The 20,994-nt window shown below is 60.3% G+C and carries 17 protein-coding genes and 3 pseudogenes; 11 read left to right on the top strand and 9 right to left on the bottom strand.

Going from position 1 to position 20,994, the window contains the following annotated elements; genetic code table 11:
- Positions 1 to 129 precede the first annotated feature (129 nt).
- From tusD to JWR98_RS12280, 6 genes and pseudogenes are all read left to right on the top strand, one after another.
- Positions 130 to 522: a sulfurtransferase complex subunit TusD gene (gene tusD / locus JWR98_RS12305; RefSeq protein WP_078733680.1), complete on the top strand. Its 393-nt coding sequence runs from the start codon at positions 130 to 132 to the stop codon at positions 520 to 522.
- A 1-nt stretch (position 523) separates the two neighbouring features.
- Positions 524 to 874 (top strand): sulfurtransferase complex subunit TusC, encoded by a 351-nt coding sequence (gene tusC / locus JWR98_RS12300; protein WP_078733681.1) that lies wholly within the window; start codon positions 524 to 526, stop codon positions 872 to 874.
- Positions 874 to 1,152 (top strand): sulfurtransferase complex subunit TusB, encoded by a 279-nt coding sequence (gene tusB / locus JWR98_RS12295; protein WP_078733682.1) that lies wholly within the window; start codon positions 874 to 876, stop codon positions 1,150 to 1,152. The genes tusC and tusB overlap by 1 nt, the downstream gene beginning before the upstream one ends.
- Positions 1,149 to 1,484, top strand: coding sequence for a TusE/DsrC/DsvC family sulfur relay protein (locus JWR98_RS12290; protein WP_003174693.1), 336 nt, complete (start codon positions 1,149 to 1,151; stop codon positions 1,482 to 1,484). Before tusB ends, JWR98_RS12290 begins: the two co-directional genes overlap by 4 nt.
- Positions 1,481 to 2,481: pseudogene (locus tag JWR98_RS12285) on the top strand (glycosyl transferase family protein). Before JWR98_RS12290 ends, JWR98_RS12285 begins: the two are co-directional and overlap by 4 nt.
- Positions 2,482 to 2,569: 88 nt before the next feature.
- Entirely contained in the window at positions 2,570 to 3,565 is a 996-nt protein-coding gene (locus JWR98_RS12280) for a glutathione S-transferase family protein (protein ID WP_078733684.1), read from the top strand.
- A gap of 108 nt (positions 3,566 to 3,673) precedes the next feature.
- On the opposite strand, the pseudogene cysG reads toward JWR98_RS12280, so the two are convergent.
- The 6 genes and pseudogenes from cysG to ftsK all read right to left on the bottom strand — a co-directional run bounded on the left by cysG (position 3,674) and on the right by ftsK (position 11,175).
- Positions 3,674 to 5,067 (bottom strand): annotated as a pseudogene (cysG, locus tag JWR98_RS12275) (siroheme synthase CysG).
- Positions 5,068 to 6,348 (bottom strand): serine--tRNA ligase, encoded by a 1,281-nt coding sequence (serS, locus tag JWR98_RS12270; RefSeq protein WP_003174697.1) that lies wholly within the window; start codon positions 6,346 to 6,348, stop codon positions 5,068 to 5,070. It lies immediately after the preceding pseudogene.
- A gap of 16 nt (positions 6,349 to 6,364) precedes the next feature.
- Positions 6,365 to 6,739: a fluoride efflux transporter CrcB gene (gene crcB / locus JWR98_RS12265; protein WP_078733686.1), complete on the bottom strand. Its 375-nt coding sequence runs from the start codon at positions 6,737 to 6,739 to the stop codon at positions 6,365 to 6,367.
- Positions 6,736 to 8,061, bottom strand: a complete 1,326-nt coding sequence (locus tag JWR98_RS12260) for a replication-associated recombination protein A (protein WP_003174699.1) — start codon at positions 8,059 to 8,061, stop codon at positions 6,736 to 6,738. Before JWR98_RS12260 ends, crcB begins: the two co-directional genes overlap by 4 nt.
- Before the next feature lie 27 nt (positions 8,062 to 8,088).
- Positions 8,089 to 8,712 (bottom strand): outer membrane lipoprotein periplasmic chaperone LolA, encoded by a 624-nt coding sequence (gene lolA, locus JWR98_RS12255; protein ID WP_003174700.1) that lies wholly within the window; start codon positions 8,710 to 8,712, stop codon positions 8,089 to 8,091.
- Positions 8,713 to 8,766: 54 nt separating this feature from the next.
- Positions 8,767 to 11,175 carry a DNA translocase FtsK gene (ftsK, locus tag JWR98_RS12250; RefSeq protein ID WP_205490157.1) on the bottom strand — a complete coding sequence of 803 codons (2,409 nt, stop codon included), beginning with the start codon at positions 11,173 to 11,175 and terminating at the stop codon, positions 8,767 to 8,769.
- A gap of 487 nt (positions 11,176 to 11,662) precedes the next feature.
- Here ftsK and aat point away from each other — a divergent pair, with 487 nt between their 5' ends.
- From aat to infA, 3 genes are all read left to right on the top strand, one after another.
- The gene (gene aat, locus JWR98_RS12245; RefSeq protein WP_205490156.1) at positions 11,663 to 12,343 is read left to right on the top strand and encodes a leucyl/phenylalanyl-tRNA--protein transferase; all 681 of its coding nucleotides are present in this window, start codon (positions 11,663 to 11,665) and stop codon (positions 12,341 to 12,343) included.
- A 56-nt stretch (positions 12,344 to 12,399) separates the two neighbouring features.
- A complete protein-coding gene (locus JWR98_RS12240; RefSeq protein ID WP_078733690.1) occupies positions 12,400 to 13,107 on the top strand; it encodes an arginyltransferase in 708 nt (235 codons plus the stop codon).
- A 100-nt stretch (positions 13,108 to 13,207) separates the two neighbouring features.
- Entirely contained in the window at positions 13,208 to 13,426 is a 219-nt protein-coding gene (gene infA / locus JWR98_RS12235; protein ID WP_002553999.1) for a translation initiation factor IF-1, read from the top strand.
- A 160-nt stretch (positions 13,427 to 13,586) separates the two neighbouring features.
- Here infA and clpA read toward each other — a convergent pair.
- Positions 13,587 to 15,856: pseudogene (clpA, locus tag JWR98_RS12230) on the bottom strand (ATP-dependent Clp protease ATP-binding subunit ClpA).
- 29 nt (positions 15,857 to 15,885) lie between these two features.
- Positions 15,886 to 16,254, bottom strand: coding sequence for an ATP-dependent Clp protease adapter ClpS (gene clpS, locus JWR98_RS12225; RefSeq protein ID WP_003174705.1), 369 nt, complete (start codon positions 16,252 to 16,254; stop codon positions 15,886 to 15,888).
- Between the two features lie 225 nt (positions 16,255 to 16,479).
- Here clpS and cspD point away from each other — a divergent pair, with 225 nt between their 5' ends.
- Positions 16,480 to 16,755: a cold shock domain-containing protein CspD gene (cspD, locus tag JWR98_RS12220; RefSeq protein ID WP_205490155.1), complete on the top strand. Its 276-nt coding sequence runs from the start codon at positions 16,480 to 16,482 to the stop codon at positions 16,753 to 16,755.
- Positions 16,756 to 16,836: 81 nt separating this feature from the next.
- Here cspD and icd read toward each other — a convergent pair whose 3' ends face one another.
- Positions 16,837 to 18,093, bottom strand: a complete 1,257-nt coding sequence (gene icd, locus JWR98_RS12215; protein WP_205490154.1) for an NADP-dependent isocitrate dehydrogenase — start codon at positions 18,091 to 18,093, stop codon at positions 16,837 to 16,839.
- Between the two features lie 493 nt (positions 18,094 to 18,586).
- Between icd and JWR98_RS12210 the strand changes: the two genes are divergently transcribed.
- Complete coding sequence (locus JWR98_RS12210; RefSeq protein WP_205490153.1) at positions 18,587 to 20,812, top strand: NADP-dependent isocitrate dehydrogenase; 2,226 nt, start codon at positions 18,587 to 18,589, stop codon at positions 20,810 to 20,812.
- The last annotated feature ends 182 nt before the right edge of the window (positions 20,813 to 20,994 follow it).

Raw genomic sequence — 20,994 nt, 5'->3', positions numbered from 1 at the left:
ACAGACTAGGCAGCCTTGCGCCTACCGGCAATCGCCGGAACGCTCATCCCGTGTGACCGTTTTGATCGCGGCGGGCTTTTTCGCGGCGGCGGCTTTATCATTGACCCACGTTTGCTTGCCGAGTGCTCCATGAAGTTCGCGATTGCCCTGTATTCCGCCGCCCACGCGCCCTCCTCGCGCCGCGCCCTGCTGTTCGCCCAAGCGGCGCTGGCCGGTGGACACGAGATTGTGCGGCTGTTTTTTTATCAGGATGGCGTGTACAGCGCGTCCAACAGCATTGTTGCGCCCCAGGATGAGCAAGACATCGCTCGCCAATGGCGTGAGTTCGTCAGCCGGCACCAGCTTGACGCAGTGGTGTGCATCGCCGCCGCGTTGCGTCGTGGCGTGCTTAACAGCGAAGAGGCCACGCGCTATCAACGCGGTGCGGTCAACCTCGACGCGCCGTGGGCGCTGTCGGGCCTGGGGCAGTTGCATGATGCGATCCAGGCTGCCGACCGCCTGATCTGTTTTGGAGGGCCGTGACATGTCCAAATCCCTATTGATGATCAGCCGCCAGGCCCCGTGGTCCGGGCCAAGCGCGCGCGAGGCGCTGGATATCGTGCTGGCCGGTGGCGCGTTTGATCTGCCCATAGGCCTGCTGTTCATGGACGATGGCGTGTTCCAACTGATGCCGAACCAGAACGCCAAGGCCGTCCAGCAAAAAGACCTGAGCGCCAACCTGCAGGCGCTGGAGCTGTTCGGCGTCGAAGAGGTGTTCGCCTGCCGCCACAGCCTCGCCGAACGCGGGCTTGTCCCGCCGGCAAGCGCCCAGCCGCTGAGCAGCGACGCGATTGGCGAGCTGATTGACCGTTACGACCAGGTGATTACCCTCTGATGTCGACTTTACATGTGCTGTCTCATTCCCCGTTTACCGATAGCCGCCTCGACAGCTGCCTGCGTATCTGCGGCACCGAGGACGCGATCCTGCTCTGTGGCGACGGCGCCTACGGCCTGCACAGCGCGGCCCTGCAAACCCGAGGCGTGAAGGTGTTCGTACTGGCCGAAGACATGCAGGCGCGCAATCTGCCGCTACCCGACTGGGCCGACAGCGTGGATTACCCAGGTTTCGTGCAACTGTCGATCGACTACGACAAGGTCAACACCTGGCTATGAACACCCTGACCGTCGGCGAGCGCACCCTGGAACTGGACAAGGACGGCTACCTGGTCGACCTGAATGACTGGTCCACCGAGGTCGCCAACGCCCTGGCCGCCGCCGAAGACCTGGAATTGACCGCGGATCACTGGCAGATCCTTGAACTGCTGCGCGGGTTCTACGCCGAATTCCAGCTGTCCCCCGCCACGCGCCCACTGATCAAATACACCGCCTTGAAGCTGGGCCCGGAAAAAGGCAACAGCCTGCACCTCAACAAACTGTTCAACGGCACTCCCGCCAAACTCGCCGCCAAGCTGGCGGGCCTGCCCAGGCCGACGAATTGCTTATGACCGACTATGCCCCGCTGACTCTCGAAACCCCGACCGAGCATCCGTTCGCGCAGTTCGTGCGCATCCTGGGTAAAGGCAAGCGCGGCGCGCGCAACCTCACCCGCGAGGAAGCGCGTGAAGCCATGGGCATGCTGCTCGATGAAAAAGTCGAAGACACCCAGCTCGGCGCCTTCCTGATGCTGCTGCGGCACAAGGAAGAAAGCCCGGAAGAACTCGCCGGTTTCACCGAAGCCGTGCGCGAACGCCTGAGCGCGCCGGCACTGAATGTCGCTGTCGACTGGCCCACCTATGCCGGTAAAAAACGTCACCTGCCGTGGTTCCTGCTGGCGGCCAAGTGCCTGGCCCAGAACGGCGTGCGCATCCTCATGCACGGCGGCGGCGCGCACACGGCGGGCCGGCTGTACACCGAGCAGTTGCTCGACGCCTTGCAGATTCCGCTGTGCCGCAACTGGCAGCAGGTCGAAACGGCCTATGAGCACGGCAACCTGGCGTTTATTCCGCTGGGCGACTGGGCGCCGCAACTGCAGCGCATGATCGACCTGCGCAACACCCTGGGCCTGCGCTCGCCGATCCACTCGCTGGCGCGCCTGCTCAACCCGCTGAATGCGCGTTGCGGCCTGCAGAGCATTTTCCACCCGGGTTACCAGGGCGTGCACCGCGACGCCAGCGGCCTACTGGGCGATAACGTGATTGTGGTGAAGGGCGACGGCGGCGAAATCGAGATCAATCCGGACACCGCGAGCCACCTCTACGGCACCACCGGCGGTGCAAGCTGGGACGAAGAATGGCCCGCCCTCTCCGCCCAGCGCCATGTTAAACCGGCGACACTGGACCCCGAACATTTGAAAGCGCTATGGCGTGGCGACGTCGACGACAGCTACCCACAACTGGCACTGATCGCCACGATGGCCCTGGCCCTGCGCGCCTCGGCCATTCGCGGGAAGAGGCATTCGCCTTGGCCCAGCAGTACTGGGACGCGCGAGACAAATCGATTTAATCGATCATTCACCCGCAGTCTTTGCGCTTTTAGTTCGAACTCATCCCTTTAGACTGGGCTCCAACGCTTATTAGTTGAGGAGCCAGTCATGGGTTTGCTGATCGAAGGACACTGGAAAGACCAGTGGTACGAAAGTAGCGCAGATGGCGCTTTCCAGCGCGAACAGGCGCAGCGCCGCCACTGGGTGACCGCCGACGGCCAGCCTGGCCCGAGCGGTGAAGGCGGTTTCAAGGCCGAGGCCGGTCGTTATCACCTCTATGTGTCCCTGGCTTGCCCCTGGGCCCACCGCACATTGATCATGCGCAAGCTCAAGGGCCTGGAAAGCCTGATCGACGTGTCCGTGGTCAGTTGGCTGATGCTGGAAAACGGCTGGACCTTCGACACGGCTCACGGCTCGACTGGCGACGCCCTCGACGACTTTACCTACATGCACCAGCGCTACACCGCCGACACCGCCGACTACACCGGCCGCGTCACCGTGCCCGTGCTGTGGGACAAGCAGCTCAAGCGCATTGTGAGCAATGAATCGGCGGAGATCATTCGCATGTTCAACAGCGCATTCAACGGGCTGACCGGCAACACCCTGGACTTTTACCCCGAGCCGCTGCGCGCCACCATCGATACGCTGAACGAGCGCATCTACCCGGCCGTAAACAACGGCGTGTACCGAGCAGGCTTCGCCACATCACAGCAGGCGTATGAACGTGCGTTTGATGATGTGTTTGCCGAACTGGATCATCTGGAACAGCACCTGAGCGACCATCGTTACCTGGCCGACGAATACCTGACCGAGGCGGATGTGCGGCTGTTTACTACGCTGATCCGTTTTGATGCGGTGTATTACAGCCACTTCAAATGCAATCTGCGGCGGATCGCGGATTATTCGAACCTGTCGAACTGGTTGCGGGAGATGTATCAGTGGCCGGGCGTGGCCGAGACGGTGGATTTCGAGCACATCAAGGGGCATTACTATGCCAGTCACCGCACGATCAATCCGACGGGGATTGTGCCGAAGGGGCCGTTGCAGCGCTTTGAGGGCAAGCATGATCGGGCGCGGTTGGTGGGATCAGGGGTTTGGAGCTGATCCAAAAGATAGGGTGTGATGAATGGCCGCATCGGGAGCAAGCCCCCTCCCACGCTTGGAATGCGTTCCAAATGTGGGAGGGGGCTTGCTCCCGATGCTTTTTAAGCCTCAAACCTGGGACTGAGCGCCTTCAAACCACTTCAGTTTCTCGCGCAATACCACAACCTCACCCACGATCACCAGTGTTGGCGCATGCACTTCATGCTCCGCCACCATGCGTGGCAAGTCCGCCAAGGTGCCGGTGAACACGCGCTGGTTGGACGTGGTGCCCTGCTGGATCAATGCCGCCGGGGTATCGGCGCGCGCCCATGCTTGATCAACTGCTCACAGATGATCGGCAAGCCGATCAAGCCCATGTAGAACACCAGCGTCTGCGAGGGCCCGACCAGGTCCTGCCAAGGCAGATCAGAGGTACCGTTCTTCAGGTGGCCGGTGATAAAGCGTACCGACTGTGCATAGTCACGGTGGGTCAGCGGAATCCCGGCATACGCCGCGCAGCCACTGGCTGCGGTAATGCCCGGCACCACCTGGAACGGGATGCCATGGGCCGCCAGTTCCTCGATCTCCTCGCCGCCCCGTCCAAAAATGAACGGGTCGCCACCCTTGAGGCGCAGTACGCGCTTACCTTGCTTGGCCAGGTCCACCAGTTGCTGGTTGATCTGGTCCTGCGGCACTGCATGGTCCGCGCGACGCTTGCCGACGTATACACGCTCGGCATCGCGACGGCACAGTTCAAGAATCGCAGGCGCTACCAAACGGTCGTACAACACCACGTCCGCTTGTTGCATCAGACGCAGCGCGCGGAAGGTCAGCAGGTCCGGATCACCGGGGCCTGCGCCCACCAGGTAGACTTCACCCGGCGCATGCGGCGGTGCACCGTTGACCTTGTCGATCAACAGGCGCTCGGCCTCATCGCCCTGCCCGGCCAACTGACGGTCGGCAATCGGGCCCTGGAACACTTCTTCCCAGAACGCGCGGCGCTGCTGCACATCCGGGTACAAACCTTTGACCTGGGCACGAAAACGCGCCGCCAACCCGGCCAATTGGCCGTAGGTGGATGGAATCCAGGTTTCCAGCTTGGCGCGGATCAGGCGTGCCAGCACCGGCGCATCGCCGCCACTGGACACGGCAATCACCAAGGGCGAGCGGTCGACAATCGCCGGGAAGATCACGCTGCACAGGGCCGGCGCATCCACCACATTGACCGGCACGCAGCGACGCTTGGCGTCACTGGACACTTGCGCATTCAGGGGCTCGTCGTCGGTCGCGGCGATGACCAGGGTGCAGCCGTCGAGGTCGGCCTCCTGATAACCGCGCAAAATCAGTTCCCCGCCACTGCCCAGCACCAATGCACGCAGTTGGTCTTCGATCTGGGGCGCCACCACCCGCAGCACGGCGCCGGCGTCGGCCAGCAACCGGGATTTGCGCAAGGCAATTTCCCCGCCACCGACCACCAGCACGCGGCTGCCGCGCAGGTTATGAAACAGCGGCAGAAATTCCATTTAGCGGATGACCTCAACGCCCGCCATGTAAGGCTTGAGCACCTCTGGCACGCGAATCGAGCCGTCGGCCTGCTGGTAGTTTTCGAGCACCGCGACCAGGGTACGACCTACCGCCAGGCCGGAGCCGTTAAGGGTGTGTACCAGTTCCGGCTTGCCGGTCTCCGGGTTGCGGAAACGCGCCTGCATGCGACGGGCCTGGAAATCGCCGCAGTTGGAGCACGACGAAATTTCGCGGTACTTGTCCTGGCTCGGCACCCACACTTCCAGATCGTAGGTCTTCACCGCGCTGAACCCCATGTCGCCGGTGCACAGTGACAGTACGCGGTACGGCAGCTCCAGCAATTGCAGGACGCGTTCGGCGTTGGCGGTCAGGCCTTCAAGGGCCTGCATGGAGGTCGACGGCTCGACCACCTGGACCATCTCGACTTTATCGAACTGGTGCTGGCGGATCATGCCGCGAGTGTCACGCCCCGACGCACCGGCTTCACTGCGAAAGCACGGGCTGTGAGCGACGAACTTGATCGGCAGTTGCTTGGCGTCGAGGATTTCACCGGCGACGATATTGGTCAGCGACACTTCGGCCGTCGGGATCAGGTACAGGTCAGCTTCGCCATCGCGGCTGATCTTGAACAGGTCCTCTTCGAACTTCGGCAACTGGCTGGTGCCCACCAGCGCTGGCGCCTGCACCAGGTACGGGGTGTAAGCCTCTTCGTAACCGTGTTCGGCGGTGTGCAGGTTGATCATGAACTGGGCCAGGGCACGGTGCATGCGCGCAATCGGGCCGCGCAGCAGGGCAAAACGTGCGCCGGACATTTTCGCGGCGGTTTCAAAATCCAGGCCGCCGGTCAATTCGCCCAGGGCGACATGGTCCTTGATCTCGAAATCAAAGGCTTTCGGCGTGCCCCAGCGACGCACTTCGACGTTGCCGTCTTCGTCCGCGCCAATCGGCACGGACTCGTGTGGAATGTTGGGGATGCCCAGCAGGATCGAATCCAGCTCGGACTGGATCTTGTCCAGCTCGACCTTGCCGTCGGACAGCTCGGTGCCCATGCGCTCGACGTCCGCCATCAACGGCGCGATGTCTTCGCCGCGCTGCTTGGCCTGACCGATGGATTTGGAACGCGCATTACGCTCAGCCTGCAGTGCTTCGGTGCGGGTCTGGACGGTCTTGCGCTGTTCTTCCAGCGCTTCGATGCGCGCAACATCCAAGGCAAAGCCACGGGATGCCAGGCGGTCCGCTACGTCCTGAAGGTTGCTACGTAACAGTTTGGAATCGAGCATGTCGGTCTCTCGTTTATCAAAGTTTGGTCAAGGACAGGCCGGCCCAGGTGGCAAGCAGCCCGCCGAATACACTGATGGCAGCGTAGCCAATCGCCAGCGGCACTTGCCCGCTTTCCAGCAGGCGTACGGTATCCAGTGAAAAAGATGAAAAGGTCGTCAGGCCGCCAAGAAAGCCAACCATCAGCCCGGCGCGCACCTCAATCGGTACTTCGGGACGCACCAGGAACAGGCCATATAAAACGCCGATCAACAGGCAGCCCACGATATTAACGGCCAGCGTCGCGGTATAGAAGTGCTTGGGCCAATTCGCGTTGATCCAATTAGCCGTCGCAAAGCGCAGCAGTGTACCCGCGATACCACCCGCCGAGACGGCGGCCACCAAGGGAATCATGATTTTCTCCGCTGCCTGGGACTTAAACGATCGAGTGCGGCCAGATGATTGAGCTTCTCGCCGATCTTAAGCTCCAGGCCGCGAGGCACCGGCTGGTAGAGCGGCAATGGCTCTAGTTCATCGGGGAAGTAGTCTTCACCGGCGGCATAGGCGTCCGGTTCATCATGGGCATAGCGGTATTCATCACCGTAGCCCAGTTGTTTCATCAGCTTGGTCGGCGCATTGCGCAGGTGCATCGGCACTTCGAGGGAGCCGTGTTCGGCCGCCGCACGCAGGGCCGACTTGAAGCCCATGTACACCGCGTTGCTTTTTGGCGCGCAGGCCAGATAAGTGATGGCCTGTGCCACCGCCAACTCGCCTTCGGGGCTGCCGAGGCGCTCCTGCACGTCCCAGGCGGCGAGGCACAGGCTCAGTGCGCGCGGGTCGGCGTTGCCGATGTCTTCGCTGGCCATGCGCACCACGCGGCGCGCCAGGTACAGCGGGTCGCAACCGCCGTCGATCATCCGCGCAAACCAGTACAGCGCACCGTCCGGGTTGGAACCACGTACGGATTTGTGCAGTGCCGAGATCTGGTCGTAGAACGCTTCGCCGCCTTTATCGAAGCGACGGCGTGTATCGCCGAGCAGACTTTGCAGCAGGTCGACGCCTATCTCGCCGCCGTCCTCGGCAAGGTCGGACGCGTTCTCCAGTAGGTTGAGAAAACGTCGCCCGTCACCGTCGGCGGCAGTCAGCAGGATCTTGAAACCCTCCTCGCTGACACTCAACTGGCGCTTGCCTAACCCTTTGTCTTCGCTCAAGGCGCGGTGCAGCAGCTTTTGCATCGCGGCTTCATCGAGGCTCTTGAGCACGTAGACCCGCGCACGCGAGAGCAAGGCGTTGTTCAGTTCGAAAGAGGGGTTTTCGGTGGTGGCGCCGATAAAGATCAGCGTGCCGTCCTCGACATACGGCAGGAACGCATCCTGCTGCGACTTGTTGAAGCGGTGCACTTCGTCGACAAACAGAATGGTGCGCTTGCCGTACTGCCCGGCCTGCTGCTTGGCCACCTCGACCGCCTGGCGGATCTCCTTGACCCCGGCCAGCACCGCCGACACCGTTTCGAAGTGCGCATCCGAGACTTTCGCCAGCAGGCGCGCCAGGGTGGTTTTACCCACCCCCGGCGGACCCCAGAAAATCATCGAGTGCAGCGCACCCTGCTCCAGCGCTTCGCGCAGAGGCTTGCCGCGAGCGAGCAGGTGTTCCTGACCGACGTACTCATCCAGGTTGGTCGAACGCAAACGCGCGGCCAATGGCTGGGCAATCGGGTCACTTCGAAACAGGTCCATGGGCAGCGTTTGAAACCTCTGGGCAGTTTATTCCTGGATCACGTCGGCACCCTTGGGGATGTCGAACTTGAACTTGGACGCAGGCACCGGCTGGTTGGCCTTGACCCCGCTGAACAGGATATCGGTGCGCTGGCCGACACTGTCGACCAGGCGCATGTTATTGATCACGCCGTTGCCAAACGACAGGGACAATGTGTCAAACAGCGTGTCCTTGGATTTGGGCTTGAGGGTGAACTCGATCACGTTGCTGGTTTGCTTGGAGGTGATGTCGAAGCTGTCGTTGATTTTCGACACATCGCCCGACAGCAGCAGCGCCGGGGTCTGGTTCAGGCGCGGGTCGAGCTTCTTGATGGTCGCCTGCTCCAGGTCCGGATCCCACAACGTAACCTTCTGGCCATCGGAAACGATGGTCTGCTCGGCCTTGCCTTCAGTGTGCCAGTAGAACAGCCCTGGGCGCTGCACGGCCATCTCACCCGCGGTTTCCTGCAACTGGGTGCCACCGGCATCCAGGGTGAGCTGGGAGAAACGTGCGGTCAGGGTCTGGGATTTGTCCAACAGGTTCTTCAGGCTGGCGACGGAAGCCGGATCGGCGTGAGCCGAAACAGCGGTCAGGGCCAATGCCGGCAACAACAGCATGCGGATAAAGCGCATGGGAGTCCTCGTTGAGTAGTCAGGGCGCGCCGCGTGCTGCCACGCGGCACGGGATCAGTCGCGCATCTGCCCGGGGGCGATGATTTCACGCGAGCCGTTGGTATTCATTGCAGTGACGACGCCGGCCATTTCCATGGCTTCGATCATACGGGCCGCGCGGTTGTAACCGATCTTGAGCTTGCGCTGCACCGCAGAAATCGAGGCGCGGCGGCTTTCCAGCACAAAGGCCACGGCTTCGTCGTACAGCGCGTCGGTCTCGGCGTCATCGTCGCCACCGCTGCTACCGCCGTCAAAACCACTGCCGGCCTCTTCTACGCCTGCGAGGATATCGTCGTTGTATTCCGGCGCGCCGCGCAGTTTCCAGGCTTCCACCACGCGGTGGACTTCATCGTCGGAAACAAAGGCGCCGTGAACACGAATCGGCAGGCTGGTGCCGGGCGGCATGTAGAGCATGTCGCCATGGCCCAGCAACTGTTCGGCGCCACCCTGGTCGATGATGGTCCGCGAGTCGATCTTGCTCGATACCTGGAACGCCATGCGTGTCGGGATGTTCGCCTTGATCAGGCCGGTGATCACATCCACCGACGGACGCTGGGTCGCCAGGATCAAGTGGATACCGGCCGCACGTGCCTTCTGAGCGATACGCGCGATCAGCTCTTCAACCTTCTTGCCGACGATCATCATCATGTCGGCGAATTCATCGACCACCACCACGATGGTCGGCAGCTTGCTCAGCAGCGGCGCTTCGTCGTGGATGCTCTCACGCTTGTACAACGGATCGGTCAGCGGCGTGCCGGCGTCCTGGGCTTCCTTGACCTTGGCGTTGAAGCCCGACAGGTTTCGCACGCCCATCTTCGCCATCAGCTTGTAGCGGCGCTCCATCTCGGCCACGCTCCAGCGCAGGGCGTTGGCGGCGTCCTTCATGTCGGTGACCACCGGGCACAGCAGGTGCGGAATGCCTTCGTAGATCGACAGTTCGAGCATCTTCGGGTCGATCATGATCAACTTGGCGTCTTCCGGGCCGGACTTGAACAGGATCGACAGGATCATGGCGTTCACGCCCACCGACTTACCCGAACCGGTGGTACCGGCCACCAGCAGATGGGGCATCTTCGCCAGGTCGGTGATGACCGGCTTGCCGCCGATGTCGTGGCCCAGAGCCAGGGTGACCGGTGATTTGAAGTTGTCGTATTCCGGCGTCGACAGCACTTCCGAGAAGCGCACGATCTGGCGGTCTTCGTTGGGGATCTCGATACCCACGGTGGTCTTGCCGGGGATCACTTCCACCACACGCACGCTGGTCACGGCCAGGGAGCGGGCCAAGTCCTTGGCGAGGTTGGAAATGCGGCTGACTTTCACACCGGCAGCCGGCTGAATTTCGTAACGGGTAATCACCGGGCCTGGGTGGATCGAGTCCACCGACACTTCGACGCCGAATTCCTTGAGCTTGATTTCCAGCAGATGGCCGACGGCCGCCAGAGACTCCGGCGAATAGTTGAGTTGTTTCTTTTCGGCCGGGTCAAGAATCGAGATCGGCGGCAAGGTGCCTTCGACCGCGCTGTCGATGAACAGCGGCGCCTGTTTCTCTTTCTGCACGCGATGGCTCGGCTCGGGCGCTTTGGGCGGCGCGGGCGCGATCACCGGCGGCAGCTGCTTCTCGCGGTCCGACATGTGCTTGCTCAGGGCCTGCTCGCGTTCGATCAGGCGTTCCTTGACCTTGGCCTGCTCACGGCGATCCGGCGTGCTCGGAGCCACGACCTCGTTGACGCGGATATCGACCTCGCGCAATTGGGCGACCATGCGCTTGCGCTCGACACGGGCCGCCCACCAACGGTTGGCCGCGCCCTGGAACAACTCCAGCAGGTCGAGGGTGATCTTGCCGGTCACGTCCATCACCTTGAACCACGACAGGTCGGTGAACACCGTAAGGCCGAACAGGAACAGTGCGATGAACATCAGGGTACTGCCCTGGATATTCAGGGTCTTGCGCGCCAGGTCGCCAAGGCTTTCGCCCAGCGCCCCGCCCGCGCCCGCCGGCAGACCGGTGGGTGCATGAAAATGAATATGGGCCAGCGCCGCACCAGACAACACCAGGAACACCAGGCCGATCAGGCGCCAGGAAAACAGCCAGCCGCTCCACTGCCACGGCTCGTGACGCTGGCGGAAAATCTGCCAGGTCTTGATCGCCAGCAACAGCGGAAAGATATAGGCGAAGTAACCCAGCACCATGAACAGGATATCGGCGCTGTAGGAGCCCACAGGCCCGCCGAAGTTCTGCACGTCATCGATCTTGCTGTTGTGGCTCCAGCCTGGATCGTCCTTGCCGTACGTCAACAACGCCATCATCAGGAATAGGCACAGCGCGCCGATGGCGATCAGCGCGCCTTCCTTGAGTCGATAATGCAGGTGCTGACGCCAGGCCGGCACAACTGCTGCTTTGGGTGTTGCGGTGGATTTCTTCAAAACGGGTCTTTTCCTGCGCCTTTGGCGCGTCCATCTATTGAATGACTGCACACACTGCCCAATCCGAGCAGCTGAAAAATGAACGAACGGCGTTGAATCTACTTTTAACACTCAGCGCTTGAACGATGAAATGGCGATAACGCCACACAGGCCGCATTGTACGGGTTTGTGTCTGCGATGCCACGCCCCTGCCTGTCACCCCGCAGCCGGCTACACTCAAGTGTCACAACATGTTCAATTTGAGCATGCATTGTCTTTGCTGACAAAGGCTTATGCGCGGTTTTTACCAATCCAGAGCAGCTTGGCAAATGGCCTGCATGGGGCAGACCCGATTACGACCACACCCCCAGCCTAGAGTTGCAGAAATGCCCAGCGACGATAACGCCCTGTTCGGGCTGGCCCCAGAGCGCCGCGTCGACAATAATCACAGCTTGAACGCAGGCGTCATCCCTGCCACTCCCCTCCCTTCCCACAAGCCTGGATGCCGATGCTGACCTGGTTGCAACGCGATTCATTGACCTTCCCGCCGCTGGCCAAAGCCATGCGCGAACCCAACGGGCTGCTCGCCGCCGGCGGCGACCTGTCGGCCGAGCGACTGGTGCAAGCCTATCGCCACGGCTGTTTTCCGTGGTTCTCGCAGGGCCAGCCGATCCTCTGGTGGTCGCCCGACCCGCGCACAGTGATCTTTCCCGACGAATTGCACGTATCACGCAGCTTGGGCAAACTGTTGCGCCAACAGCGTTACAGGGTCACGTTCGATCAGAATTTCGCCGCCGTCATCCAGGCCTGCGCCGCGCCTCGCGCCTACGCCGACGGCACCTGGATCACCGAAGGCATCCAGAACGCCTACCTGGAGCTGCACAAGCGCGGCTACGCCCATTCGGTAGAGGTATGGGACGACGACAGGCTGGTGGGCGGCTTGTATGGCCTGGCAATGGGTCGATTGTTCTTTGGCGAATCGATGTTCAGCCGCGCCGACAACGCGTCGAAATTTGGCTTTGCCACGCTGGTCGGCCAATTGAGGGCCTGGGGTTTTGTCCTGATCGACTGCCAGATGCCCAACGACCACCTGCACAGCCTGGGTGCTCGCGCCATTCCCCGCAGCGAATTCGCAGGCTTGCTGCAAGAGCATTTGGATCAGCCCACCGCTGGACCGTGGGTTTCTTAAGCGACTTGCGCGTACCTGGCTTACACTTATTTCAAAGCTTATCCCGAGGGTTGATCATGACCGAGCTGGCGCGCTTGAAGTTTTATGCCACTCAAGCCCACTCTTGCAGCTATCTGCCCGATGAGCAGGCCACCACGCTGTTCCTCGACCCCAGCCAGCCGATGGACGTGCATGTGTATGCCGACCTTTCGGAAATGGGCTTTCGCCGCAGCGGCGATCATCTGTACCGGCCCCATTGCCAGAACTGCAACGCCTGCGTGCCCGCCCGCATCCCCGTGGCGCAGTTTCTGCCGGACCGCAACCAGAAGCGCATCTTCAAACGCAACGCCGACCTGACGGTCACTGCGAGCAAGCCGCGGTTTACCGAAGAATATTTCGACCTTTACCAGCGCTACATTGAGCAACGCCACGCCGACGGCGATATGTTCCCGCCCAGTCGCGACCAATTCTCCACCTTCCTGGTGCGCGACCTGCCCTTTTCGCGCTTCTATGAGTTTCGGGCGGAGGGCCGCCTGCTGGCCGTCGCCGTGACCGATTTACTACCCAATGGCCTATCGGCCGTCTACACCTTCTATGACCCCGACGAAGAACGCCGCAGCCTGGGACGTTTCGCGATCCTCTGGCAAATCGGCGAAGCACTGCGCCAGGAACTGGAGGCCGTGTACCTCGGCTACTGGATAAAAAACTGCAAAAAGATGAGCTACAAGACCCAATATCGGCCGATTGAACTGCTGATTAATCAAAGATGGGTCGTGCTTAACTAGAACCCCTTGGCTTAAACACCCTTTTTCGGGCACAATGCACGCCGCTTTTGCCTGGCGCAGTTGCACCGGGCCATTCACTGGATACCGAGGGCTTTACTGCATGTCGAAAGAAGACAGCTTCGAAATGGAAGGCACTGTCGTCGACACCCTGCCCAACACCATGTTTCGTGTGGAGTTGGAAAATGGGCACGTCGTAACCGCGCATATCTCCGGCAAGATGCGCAAGAACTACATTCGTATTCTTACCGGTGACAAAGTGCGCGTCGAGCTGACGCCCTATGACTTGAGCAAAGGGCGCATCACTTACCGCGCTCGCTAAGCAAGTCAATACAAGACGCCCGGTTATGCCGGGCGTTTTTGTGTGTGCCATTTATGTATGCAACCCCCCTCCCACATTGATATGTGATTGTTTTAATGACCGTATTCCAAGACAGCAAAAAGGCGCCTCTCGGCGCCTTTTGCTTTGTTGCGGTCAGCTATCAGGCCATTTCAGCCGTGGTTTCGAACTCGAAGGTCAATTCGCCGTCCTTCAGGTCGATATGCACCACACCACCATGGTCGGACAGTTCGCCAAACAGGATCTCTTCGGCCAGTGGCCGCTTGATCTTGTCCTGGATCAGACGCGCCATTGGCCGGCGCCCATCGCCGCGTCGTAACCCCCCTCTGCCAGCCAGTTGCGCGCCGCGTCGGTTACGTCCAGTTGCACGCGCTTGTCTTCCAACTGCGCCTGAAGCTCGGTGAGGAACTTGTCCACCACGCTCTTGATGACCTCATGGCTGAGGCGACCAAACTGGATAATGGTGTCCAGGCGGTTGCGGAACTCCGGCGTAAAGCTCTTCTTGATCACTTCCATCGCATCGGAAGAGTGATCCTGATGCGCAAAACCGATCGAAGCCCGCGCGGCGGTTTCGGCACCGGCGTTGGTGGTCATGATCACGATCACGTTGCGGAAGTCCGCCTTGCGCCCGTTGTTGTCGGTCAGGGTCCCGTGATCCATCACCTGCAACAGCAGATTGAAGACTTCCGGGTGAGCCTTCTCGATTTCATCGAGCAGCAATACGCAATGCGGTTGCTTGGTGATCGCTTCGGTCAACAGACCGCCCTGGTCGAAACCGACATAGCCCGGAGGCGCACCGATCAGGCGCGACACAGTGTGGCGCTCCATGTACTCGGACATGTCGAAGCGTACCAGCTCGATCCCCATGGCCTTGGCCAATTGCCGCGCAGCCTCGGTCTTGCCGACGCCGGTCGGGCCGGCGAACAGGAACGAACCGACGGGCTTGTCCGGCGACTTGAGGCCCGCACGCGACAACTTGATCGCGGTGGACAGCGCATCGATGGCCGCATCCTGGCCGAACACGGTCAGCTTCAGGTCACGCTCCAGGTTACGCAGCAGTTCCTTGTCGGAGCTGTTGACGTGTTTAGGCGGAATCCGCGCGATCTTCGCCACGATGTCCTCGACCTGCTGCACATCGATGCGCTTCACACGCTTCTCGACCGGCTGCAGGCGCTGATAGGCACCCGCCTCGTCAATCACGTCGATGGCCTTGTCAGGCATATGACGGTCATTGATGTAGCGCGACGCCAGCTCTGCGGCGGCACGCAGGGCCTCATCGGTGTACTCGATGCCATGGTGCGCCTCAAAACGCCCCTTGAGCCCGCGCAGAATGCCGATGGTGTCTTCAACCGACGGTTCGGACACATCGACTTTCTGGAAGCGACGCGCCAGGGCACGGTCCTTTTCGAAGATGCCGCGAAATTCCTGGAACGTAGTCGAACCGATGCAACGGATGTCGCCAGACGACAACAATGGCTTGAGCAGGTTGGAAGCGTCCATCACGCCACCGGATGCCGCACCGGCGCCAATGATCGTGTGGATTTCATCGATAAACAGGATCGCCTGCGGGCGTTTTTTCAATTCGCCGAGCAGCGCCTTGAAGCGCTTCTCGAAGTCGCCACGGTACTTGGTCCCCGCGAGCAACGCGCCCAGATCAAGCGAGTAGACGACACTGCTGGCCAGCAGGTCCGGCACCTGGTTGTCGACGATGCGCTTGGCCAGGCCTTCGGCAATCGCGGTTTTACCCACGCCCGCCTCGCCCACCAGCAATGGGTTGTTCTTGCGACGACGCGCCAGGATCTGCGCGACACGCTCAACCTCCAGCTCACGCCCCACCAGCGGATCGATCCGCCCCTGGCGCGCCAGCTCATTGAGATTGCTGGCATAGGCGTCCAGCGGGTTGCTTGAAGAAGAAGACTCACCGCCCTCGTCGTCCTGCATATCCTGCTCACCCTCGGAATGATCGCCGTGCCCGGGCACCTTGGAGATACCGTGGGCAATGTAGTTGACGACATCAATACGGGCAACGCTCTGCTGCTTGAGCAGAAACACGGCCTGGCTTTCCTGCTCGCTGAAAATCGCCACAAGCACATTGGCGCCTGTGACTTCACGCTTACCGGAGCTCTGTACGTGGAACACGGCACGCTGCAATACCCGCTGGAAGCCCAGGGTTGGCTGGGTTTCGCGGTCCTCGTCATGCACGGGGATCAGTGGCGTGGTGGAGTCGATGAACTCCTGCAGATCATGCTTGAGTTTATCGAGGTTGGCGCCGCACGCACGCAACACGGTGGCGGCAGCTTCATTGTCCAAAAGTGCCAGCAGCAGGTGTTCGACGGTCATGAATTCATGACGCTTCGAACGAGCCTCCTTGAAGGCAAGATTGAGGGTGACTTCGAGCTCGCGGTTTAACATAGCTTCACCTCATACCCAAGTGGTCGGCGTTAACCGTCCTTCTCGATTTCACAGAGTAGCGGATGCTGGCTTTCCCTGGCGTACTGGTTGACCTGCATGGCCTTTGTCTCGGCGATGTCACGGGTAAACACTCCACATACTGCCCGTCCTTCTGTGTGAACGGCCAGCATTACCTTGGTCGCCAACTCTCGGTTCAGGTTGAAAAACACCTCGAGCACTTCGACGACGAAATCCATCGGTGTGTAGTCATCATTGAACAAAACCACCTTGTACATCGGCGGCGCCTGTAAAGCAGGCTTGGCCTCTTTGACAGCAATGCCTGCAGAACCGTCGTCATCGTGTTCGTGATCCGGTCGATCCTGATTGAATGTTAGTCGAATCTGGCTGAATGCATGCATGGAAAGAAAGGTTCGTCAGTGGTTCAAATACAGTGGTGGGGGCGAGCTGTCAGAATTTCAACACTGACTGACTGGTCGCCTTGACTATCGGCAAAACGGTGTTACAAACAATAGAACCCACAGTGGGTAAAAAAGGTCCGCGCAGTCAACCTTATTTATTCGGGTTAGGACGGATAAACTGGATGATACTCCAGTGATGGAGTCTGGTGCAGAAGGAAATGGGTTATGTCTGGCAGCAAGATCGGCAAGGTCAAGTGGTTCAATAATGCCAAGGGATATGGCTTTATTATCGAAGACGGTAAGGACGAGGACCTTTTTGCGCATTATTCGGCGATCCAAATGGAAGGCTATAAGACGCTGAAGGCTGGTCAACCGGTGCGCTTTGATATCATTCAAGGCCCAAAAGGGAAACATGCTATCAAGATTGATACAGTGAAAGCTGAAACACCGGAAACACCCGCAGCCCCACACGCTCATAATGAGAACAGACAAACGGCCTGACTCGCCGTCGGGCGTGTAACTCGCGAAAAAAAACGGCCGCCCCAGTAAAAAAGTGGGGCGGCGTTTTTTATTGCCCAAGCCTTACATATGCGAAATCAGCGCATCCCCAAAGCCCGACGACGACACCAACTTGGCGCCCTCCATCAACCGCTCGAAGTCGTAGGTCACCGTCTTCGCCGAAATCGCGCCATTGGTGCCTTTGATGATCAGATCGGCCGCCTCGATCCACCCCATGTGGCGCAGCATCATTTCCGCCGACAGGATCAACGACCCCGGGTTGACCTGATCCTTGCCCGCATATTTGGGCGCGGTGCCGTGGGTGGCTTCGAACATCGCCACAGTGTCGGACAGGTTGGCCCCTGGCGCGATACCGATACCGCCCACCTCCGCCGCCAGCGCGTCGGACAGGTAGTCGCCATTGAGGTTGAGGGTCGCAATCACGTCATATTCGGCCGGACGCAACAGGATCTGCTGGAGCATGGCGTCGGCAATCGCGTCCTTGACCACCACGTTCTTGCCGGTCTTCGGGTTCTTGAACTGCATCCACGGGCCGCCATCGAGCAGGGTCGCGCCGAACTCCTCGGCCGCCACTTCATAGGCCCACTCTTTGAAGGCACCTTCAGTGAACTTCATGATGTTGCCTTTGTGCACGATGGTCAGCGAGTCGCGGTCGTTATCCACCACATATTGCAGGGCCTTGCGCGCTAGGCGCTTGGTGCCCTCAAGCGATACTGGCTTGATGCCAATCCCGCAATCCTGGTCGAAACGGATCTTGGTGACGCCCATTTCTTCCTTGAGAAACTTGATCACCTTCGTGGCCTCCGGCGAGCCGGCCTTCCACTCGATCCCGGCGTAAATATCTTCGGAGTTTTCGCGGAAGATGGTCATGTCCACGTCGCCGGGCTTCTTGACCGGGCTGGGCACGCCCTCGAACCAGCGCACCGGGCGCAGGCACACATACAGGTCCAGTTGCTGACGCAACGCCACGTTCAACGAACGGATACCGCCACCCACCGGCGTGGTCAACGGGCCCTTGATGGACACCACGTAATCCTTGACCGCATCCAGGGTTTCCTGGGGCAGCCAGGTGTCCTGGTCGTAGACCTGTGTAGCCTTTTCGCCCGCATACACCTCCATCCACGAGATCTTGCGCTTGCCGCCGTAGGCTTTTTCAACAGCTGCGTCGACCACCTTGATCATCACCGGGCTGATGTCGACGCCAATACCGTCACCTTCGATATAAGGGATGATCGGTTGGTCAGGAACATTGAGAGAATGGTCTGCATTGACGGTGATTTTGTCGCCGACTGCCGGAACCTGAATCTTCTTGTATCCCATGCTGAACTCCATCTATGGATTGAACATCTGGCTGCGTTCGAGCCTACTCCAGATAAATGGCGACTTAAACCTCACGCCACGCTCATTTGCATCGAAAACAGCATAAATTGTCGCCTACAAGCCTGAAAGCAAAGGGAAAAGCGCCAATCTTGAGCACATCATGCGACTTTAGGCGTAACCCGGCACCTGCGACCTTTAGACCAATGGACGACACACCTTTTGTATGAAGGCTCGGCGTAAGCATAGCGACCTATGTATAATGCCGCCGCTGACCAAAGAGTCACGACGGCAGACCGCTCTGGAACAGGGCCCTCAGCTACAAAGCAGGACTATTACAATAGTCCACCCGCTTGACGCTCGACTGATGCAACCCAACATCACCGCGAAGAAATCTCGACCTTTCGCTCATGGATGACTTTGAACGAACGCGCTCCACCCGGCGCATCTCGAGTTTCTGCGCACGCTTTCAGCAAAGAAGAGAGTTAATCCGAATATGCCCACCCGCTCGAAGATCATCTACACCTTCACCGACGAAGCCCCAGCCCTCGCCACCTATTCACTGCTGCCTATCGTAGAGGCCTTCACCGCTTCCGCTGATATTGCCGTGGAAACCCGCGACATTTCCCTCGCCGGGCGCATCCTCGCAAGCTTCCCCGAGCAACTGGGCGCCAAAGCCGTACCGGACCACCTCGCCGAACTGGGCGCCCTGGCCGTTACGCCTGAAGCCAACATCATCAAGCTGCCTAACATCAGCGCCTCGACCCCGCAGCTGCAAGCGGCGATCAAGGAACTGCAGGCCCAGGGATACGCCCTGCCGGACTACCCGGAAACCGTAACCACCGACGCGGAAAAAGAAACCCGTGCACGTTACGACAAGGTCAAGGGCAGCGCCGTGAACCCGGTCCTGCGCGAAGGCAACTCCGACCGCCGCGCACCGCTGTCGGTCAAGAACTATGCACGCAAGCACCCGCACAAAATGGGCGCCTGGGCTGCCGACTCCAAGTCCCACGTTGCCCACATGAGCAACGGCGACTTCTACGGTAGCGAAAAAGCCGTACAGATCGAAGCGGCCGATGCTGTCAAAATCGAGCTGGTCGGCAAGGATGGCACCACCACTGTCCTGAAAGAAAAGACCACCGCTCAAGCAGGCGAAATCCTCGACAGCGCCGTACTGAGCAAAAACGCCCTGCGTTCGTTCATCGCCGCTGAAATCGAAGACGCCAAGAAACAAGGCGTATTGCTGTCGGTTCACCTCAAAGCCACCATGATGAAGGTTTCCGACCCAATCATGTTCGGCCAGATCGTTGCCGAGTTCTATAAAGACGCCCTGACCAAGCACGCTGCGGTGCTCGAGCAGATCGGCTTCAACCTGAACAACGGCATCGGCGACCTGTACGCGCGCATCAAAGCGCTGCCGGCCGACCAGCAAGCGCAGATCGAAGCTGACATCCAGGCCGTCTATGCCGCACGCCCTTCTCTGGCGATGGTCAACTCCGACAAAGGCATCACCAACCTGCACGTGCCGAGCGACGTGATCGTCGACGCCTCGATGCCGGCCATGATCCGTGACTCCGGCAAGATGTGGGGCACCGATGGCCAACTGCACGACACCAAGGCCGTGATCCCGGATCGCTGCTACGCCACCATTTACCAAGCCGTCATCGAAGACTGCAAGGCCAATGGCGCGTTCGATCCGACCACCATGGGCAGCGTGCCGAACGTTGGCCTGATGGCGAAAAAAGCCGAAGAGTACGGCTCCCACGACAAGACCTTCCAGATCAAGGCTGACGGCGTGGTCCGCGTCACCGACAGCAAGGGCAACCTGCTGATGGAACAGAGCGTCGAAGCCGGCGACATCTTCCGCATGTGCCAGACCAAGGACGCGCCGATCCAGGACTGGGTCAAGCTGGCCGTCAACCGTGCCCGCGCCAGCGGCACCCCGGCCATTTTCTGGCTGGACCCACAGCGCGCGCATGATGGCGTCGTGGTTGAGAAGGTTCAGGCTTACCTCAAAGACCACAACACCGAAGGCCTGGACATCCGCATCATGTCGCCGGTCGACGCGATGAAGTTCACCCTGGAGCGCACCCGCAAGGGCCTGGACACCATCTCGGTGACCGGCAACGTACTGCGCGACTACCTGACCGACCTGTTCCCGATCATGGAACTGGGCACCAGCGCCAAGATGCTGTCGATCGTGCCGCTGATGAACGGCGGTGGCCTGTTCGAAACCGGCGCCGGCGGTTCGGCACCCAAGCACGTACAGCAACTGCTGGAAGAGAACTTCCTGCGCTGGGATTCCCTGGGCGAGTTCCTGGCCCTGGCCGCCTCCCTTGAGCATTTGGGTGTGACGTACAACAACCCGAAAGCGCTGGTACTGTCCAAGACCCTGGACCAGGCCACCGGCCAGTTCCTGGACAACAACAAGTCGCCATCGCGCAAAGTCGGCAACATCGACAACCGCGGCAGCCACTTCTACCTGGCGCTGTACTGGGCCCAGGCCCTGGCCGCCCAGACCGAAGACACTGCACTGCAAGCGCAGTTCGGCGAGCTGGCCAAGACCCTGGCCGCGAACGAAGCGACCATCGTTGCCGAGCTCAACGCCGTACAGGGCAAGCCAGTGGACATCGGCGGCTACTACGCGCCGAACCCTGAGCTGACCAGCAAGGCCATGCGCCCAAGCAACACCCTCAACGCGGCGATTGCCAAGTTGAAGTAAGGTTGTAAAGCTGCAAAGAAGCCCCGGCCAAGTGCCGGGGTTTCTATTTTCACTGTTGAACTGAAGAACCCGGATCAAAATGTGGGAGGGGGCTTGCCCCCGATGGCAGTGGGTCAGCCCCAGATGTATTTACTGACACTCCCTCATCGGGGCAGCCCCCTCCCACACTGACCGTAGTCCTG

It is taken from the genome of Pseudomonas lactucae, assembly GCF_016937615.1.
Taxonomy (GTDB): Bacteria; Pseudomonadota; Gammaproteobacteria; order Pseudomonadales; family Pseudomonadaceae; genus Aquipseudomonas; species Aquipseudomonas lactucae.
Note: the sequence above shows the minus strand (reverse complement) of the source record. Positions and strands in the feature narration are given on the sequence as shown.

What these genes read in the sequence shown, in the direction of transcription:
- JWR98_RS12260 (WP_003174699.1), bottom strand. Translation starts at nt 8,061, where the DNA reads ATGGACCTGTTTCGAAGTGACCCGATTGCCCAGCCATTGGCCGCGCGT.
- tusB (WP_078733682.1), top strand. Translation starts at nt 874, where the DNA reads ATGTCGACTTTACATGTGCTGTCTCATTCCCCGTTTACCGATAGCCGC.
- clpS (WP_003174705.1), bottom strand. Translation starts at nt 16,254, where the DNA reads ATGCATGCATTCAGCCAGATTCGACTAACATTCAATCAGGATCGACCG.
- tusD (WP_078733680.1), top strand. Translation starts at nt 130, where the DNA reads ATGAAGTTCGCGATTGCCCTGTATTCCGCCGCCCACGCGCCCTCCTCG.
- JWR98_RS12210 (WP_205490153.1), top strand. Translation starts at nt 18,587, where the DNA reads ATGCCCACCCGCTCGAAGATCATCTACACCTTCACCGACGAAGCCCCA.
- icd (WP_205490154.1), bottom strand. Translation starts at nt 18,093, where the DNA reads ATGGGATACAAGAAGATTCAGGTTCCGGCAGTCGGCGACAAAATCACC.
- cspD (WP_205490155.1), top strand. Translation starts at nt 16,480, where the DNA reads ATGTCTGGCAGCAAGATCGGCAAGGTCAAGTGGTTCAATAATGCCAAG.
- JWR98_RS12280 (WP_078733684.1), top strand. Translation starts at nt 2,570, where the DNA reads ATGGGTTTGCTGATCGAAGGACACTGGAAAGACCAGTGGTACGAAAGT.
- JWR98_RS12240 (WP_078733690.1), top strand. Translation starts at nt 12,400, where the DNA reads ATGACCGAGCTGGCGCGCTTGAAGTTTTATGCCACTCAAGCCCACTCT.
- lolA (WP_003174700.1), bottom strand. Translation starts at nt 8,712, where the DNA reads ATGCGCTTTATCCGCATGCTGTTGTTGCCGGCATTGGCCCTGACCGCT.
- JWR98_RS12290 (WP_003174693.1), top strand. Translation starts at nt 1,149, where the DNA reads ATGAACACCCTGACCGTCGGCGAGCGCACCCTGGAACTGGACAAGGAC.
- crcB (WP_078733686.1), bottom strand. Translation starts at nt 6,739, where the DNA reads ATGATTCCCTTGGTGGCCGCCGTCTCGGCGGGTGGTATCGCGGGTACA.
- infA (WP_002553999.1), top strand. Translation starts at nt 13,208, where the DNA reads ATGTCGAAAGAAGACAGCTTCGAAATGGAAGGCACTGTCGTCGACACC.
- tusC (WP_078733681.1), top strand. Translation starts at nt 524, where the DNA reads ATGTCCAAATCCCTATTGATGATCAGCCGCCAGGCCCCGTGGTCCGGG.
- serS (WP_003174697.1), bottom strand. Translation starts at nt 6,348, where the DNA reads ATGCTCGATTCCAAACTGTTACGTAGCAACCTTCAGGACGTAGCGGAC.
- aat (WP_205490156.1), top strand. Translation starts at nt 11,663, where the DNA reads ATGCTGACCTGGTTGCAACGCGATTCATTGACCTTCCCGCCGCTGGCC.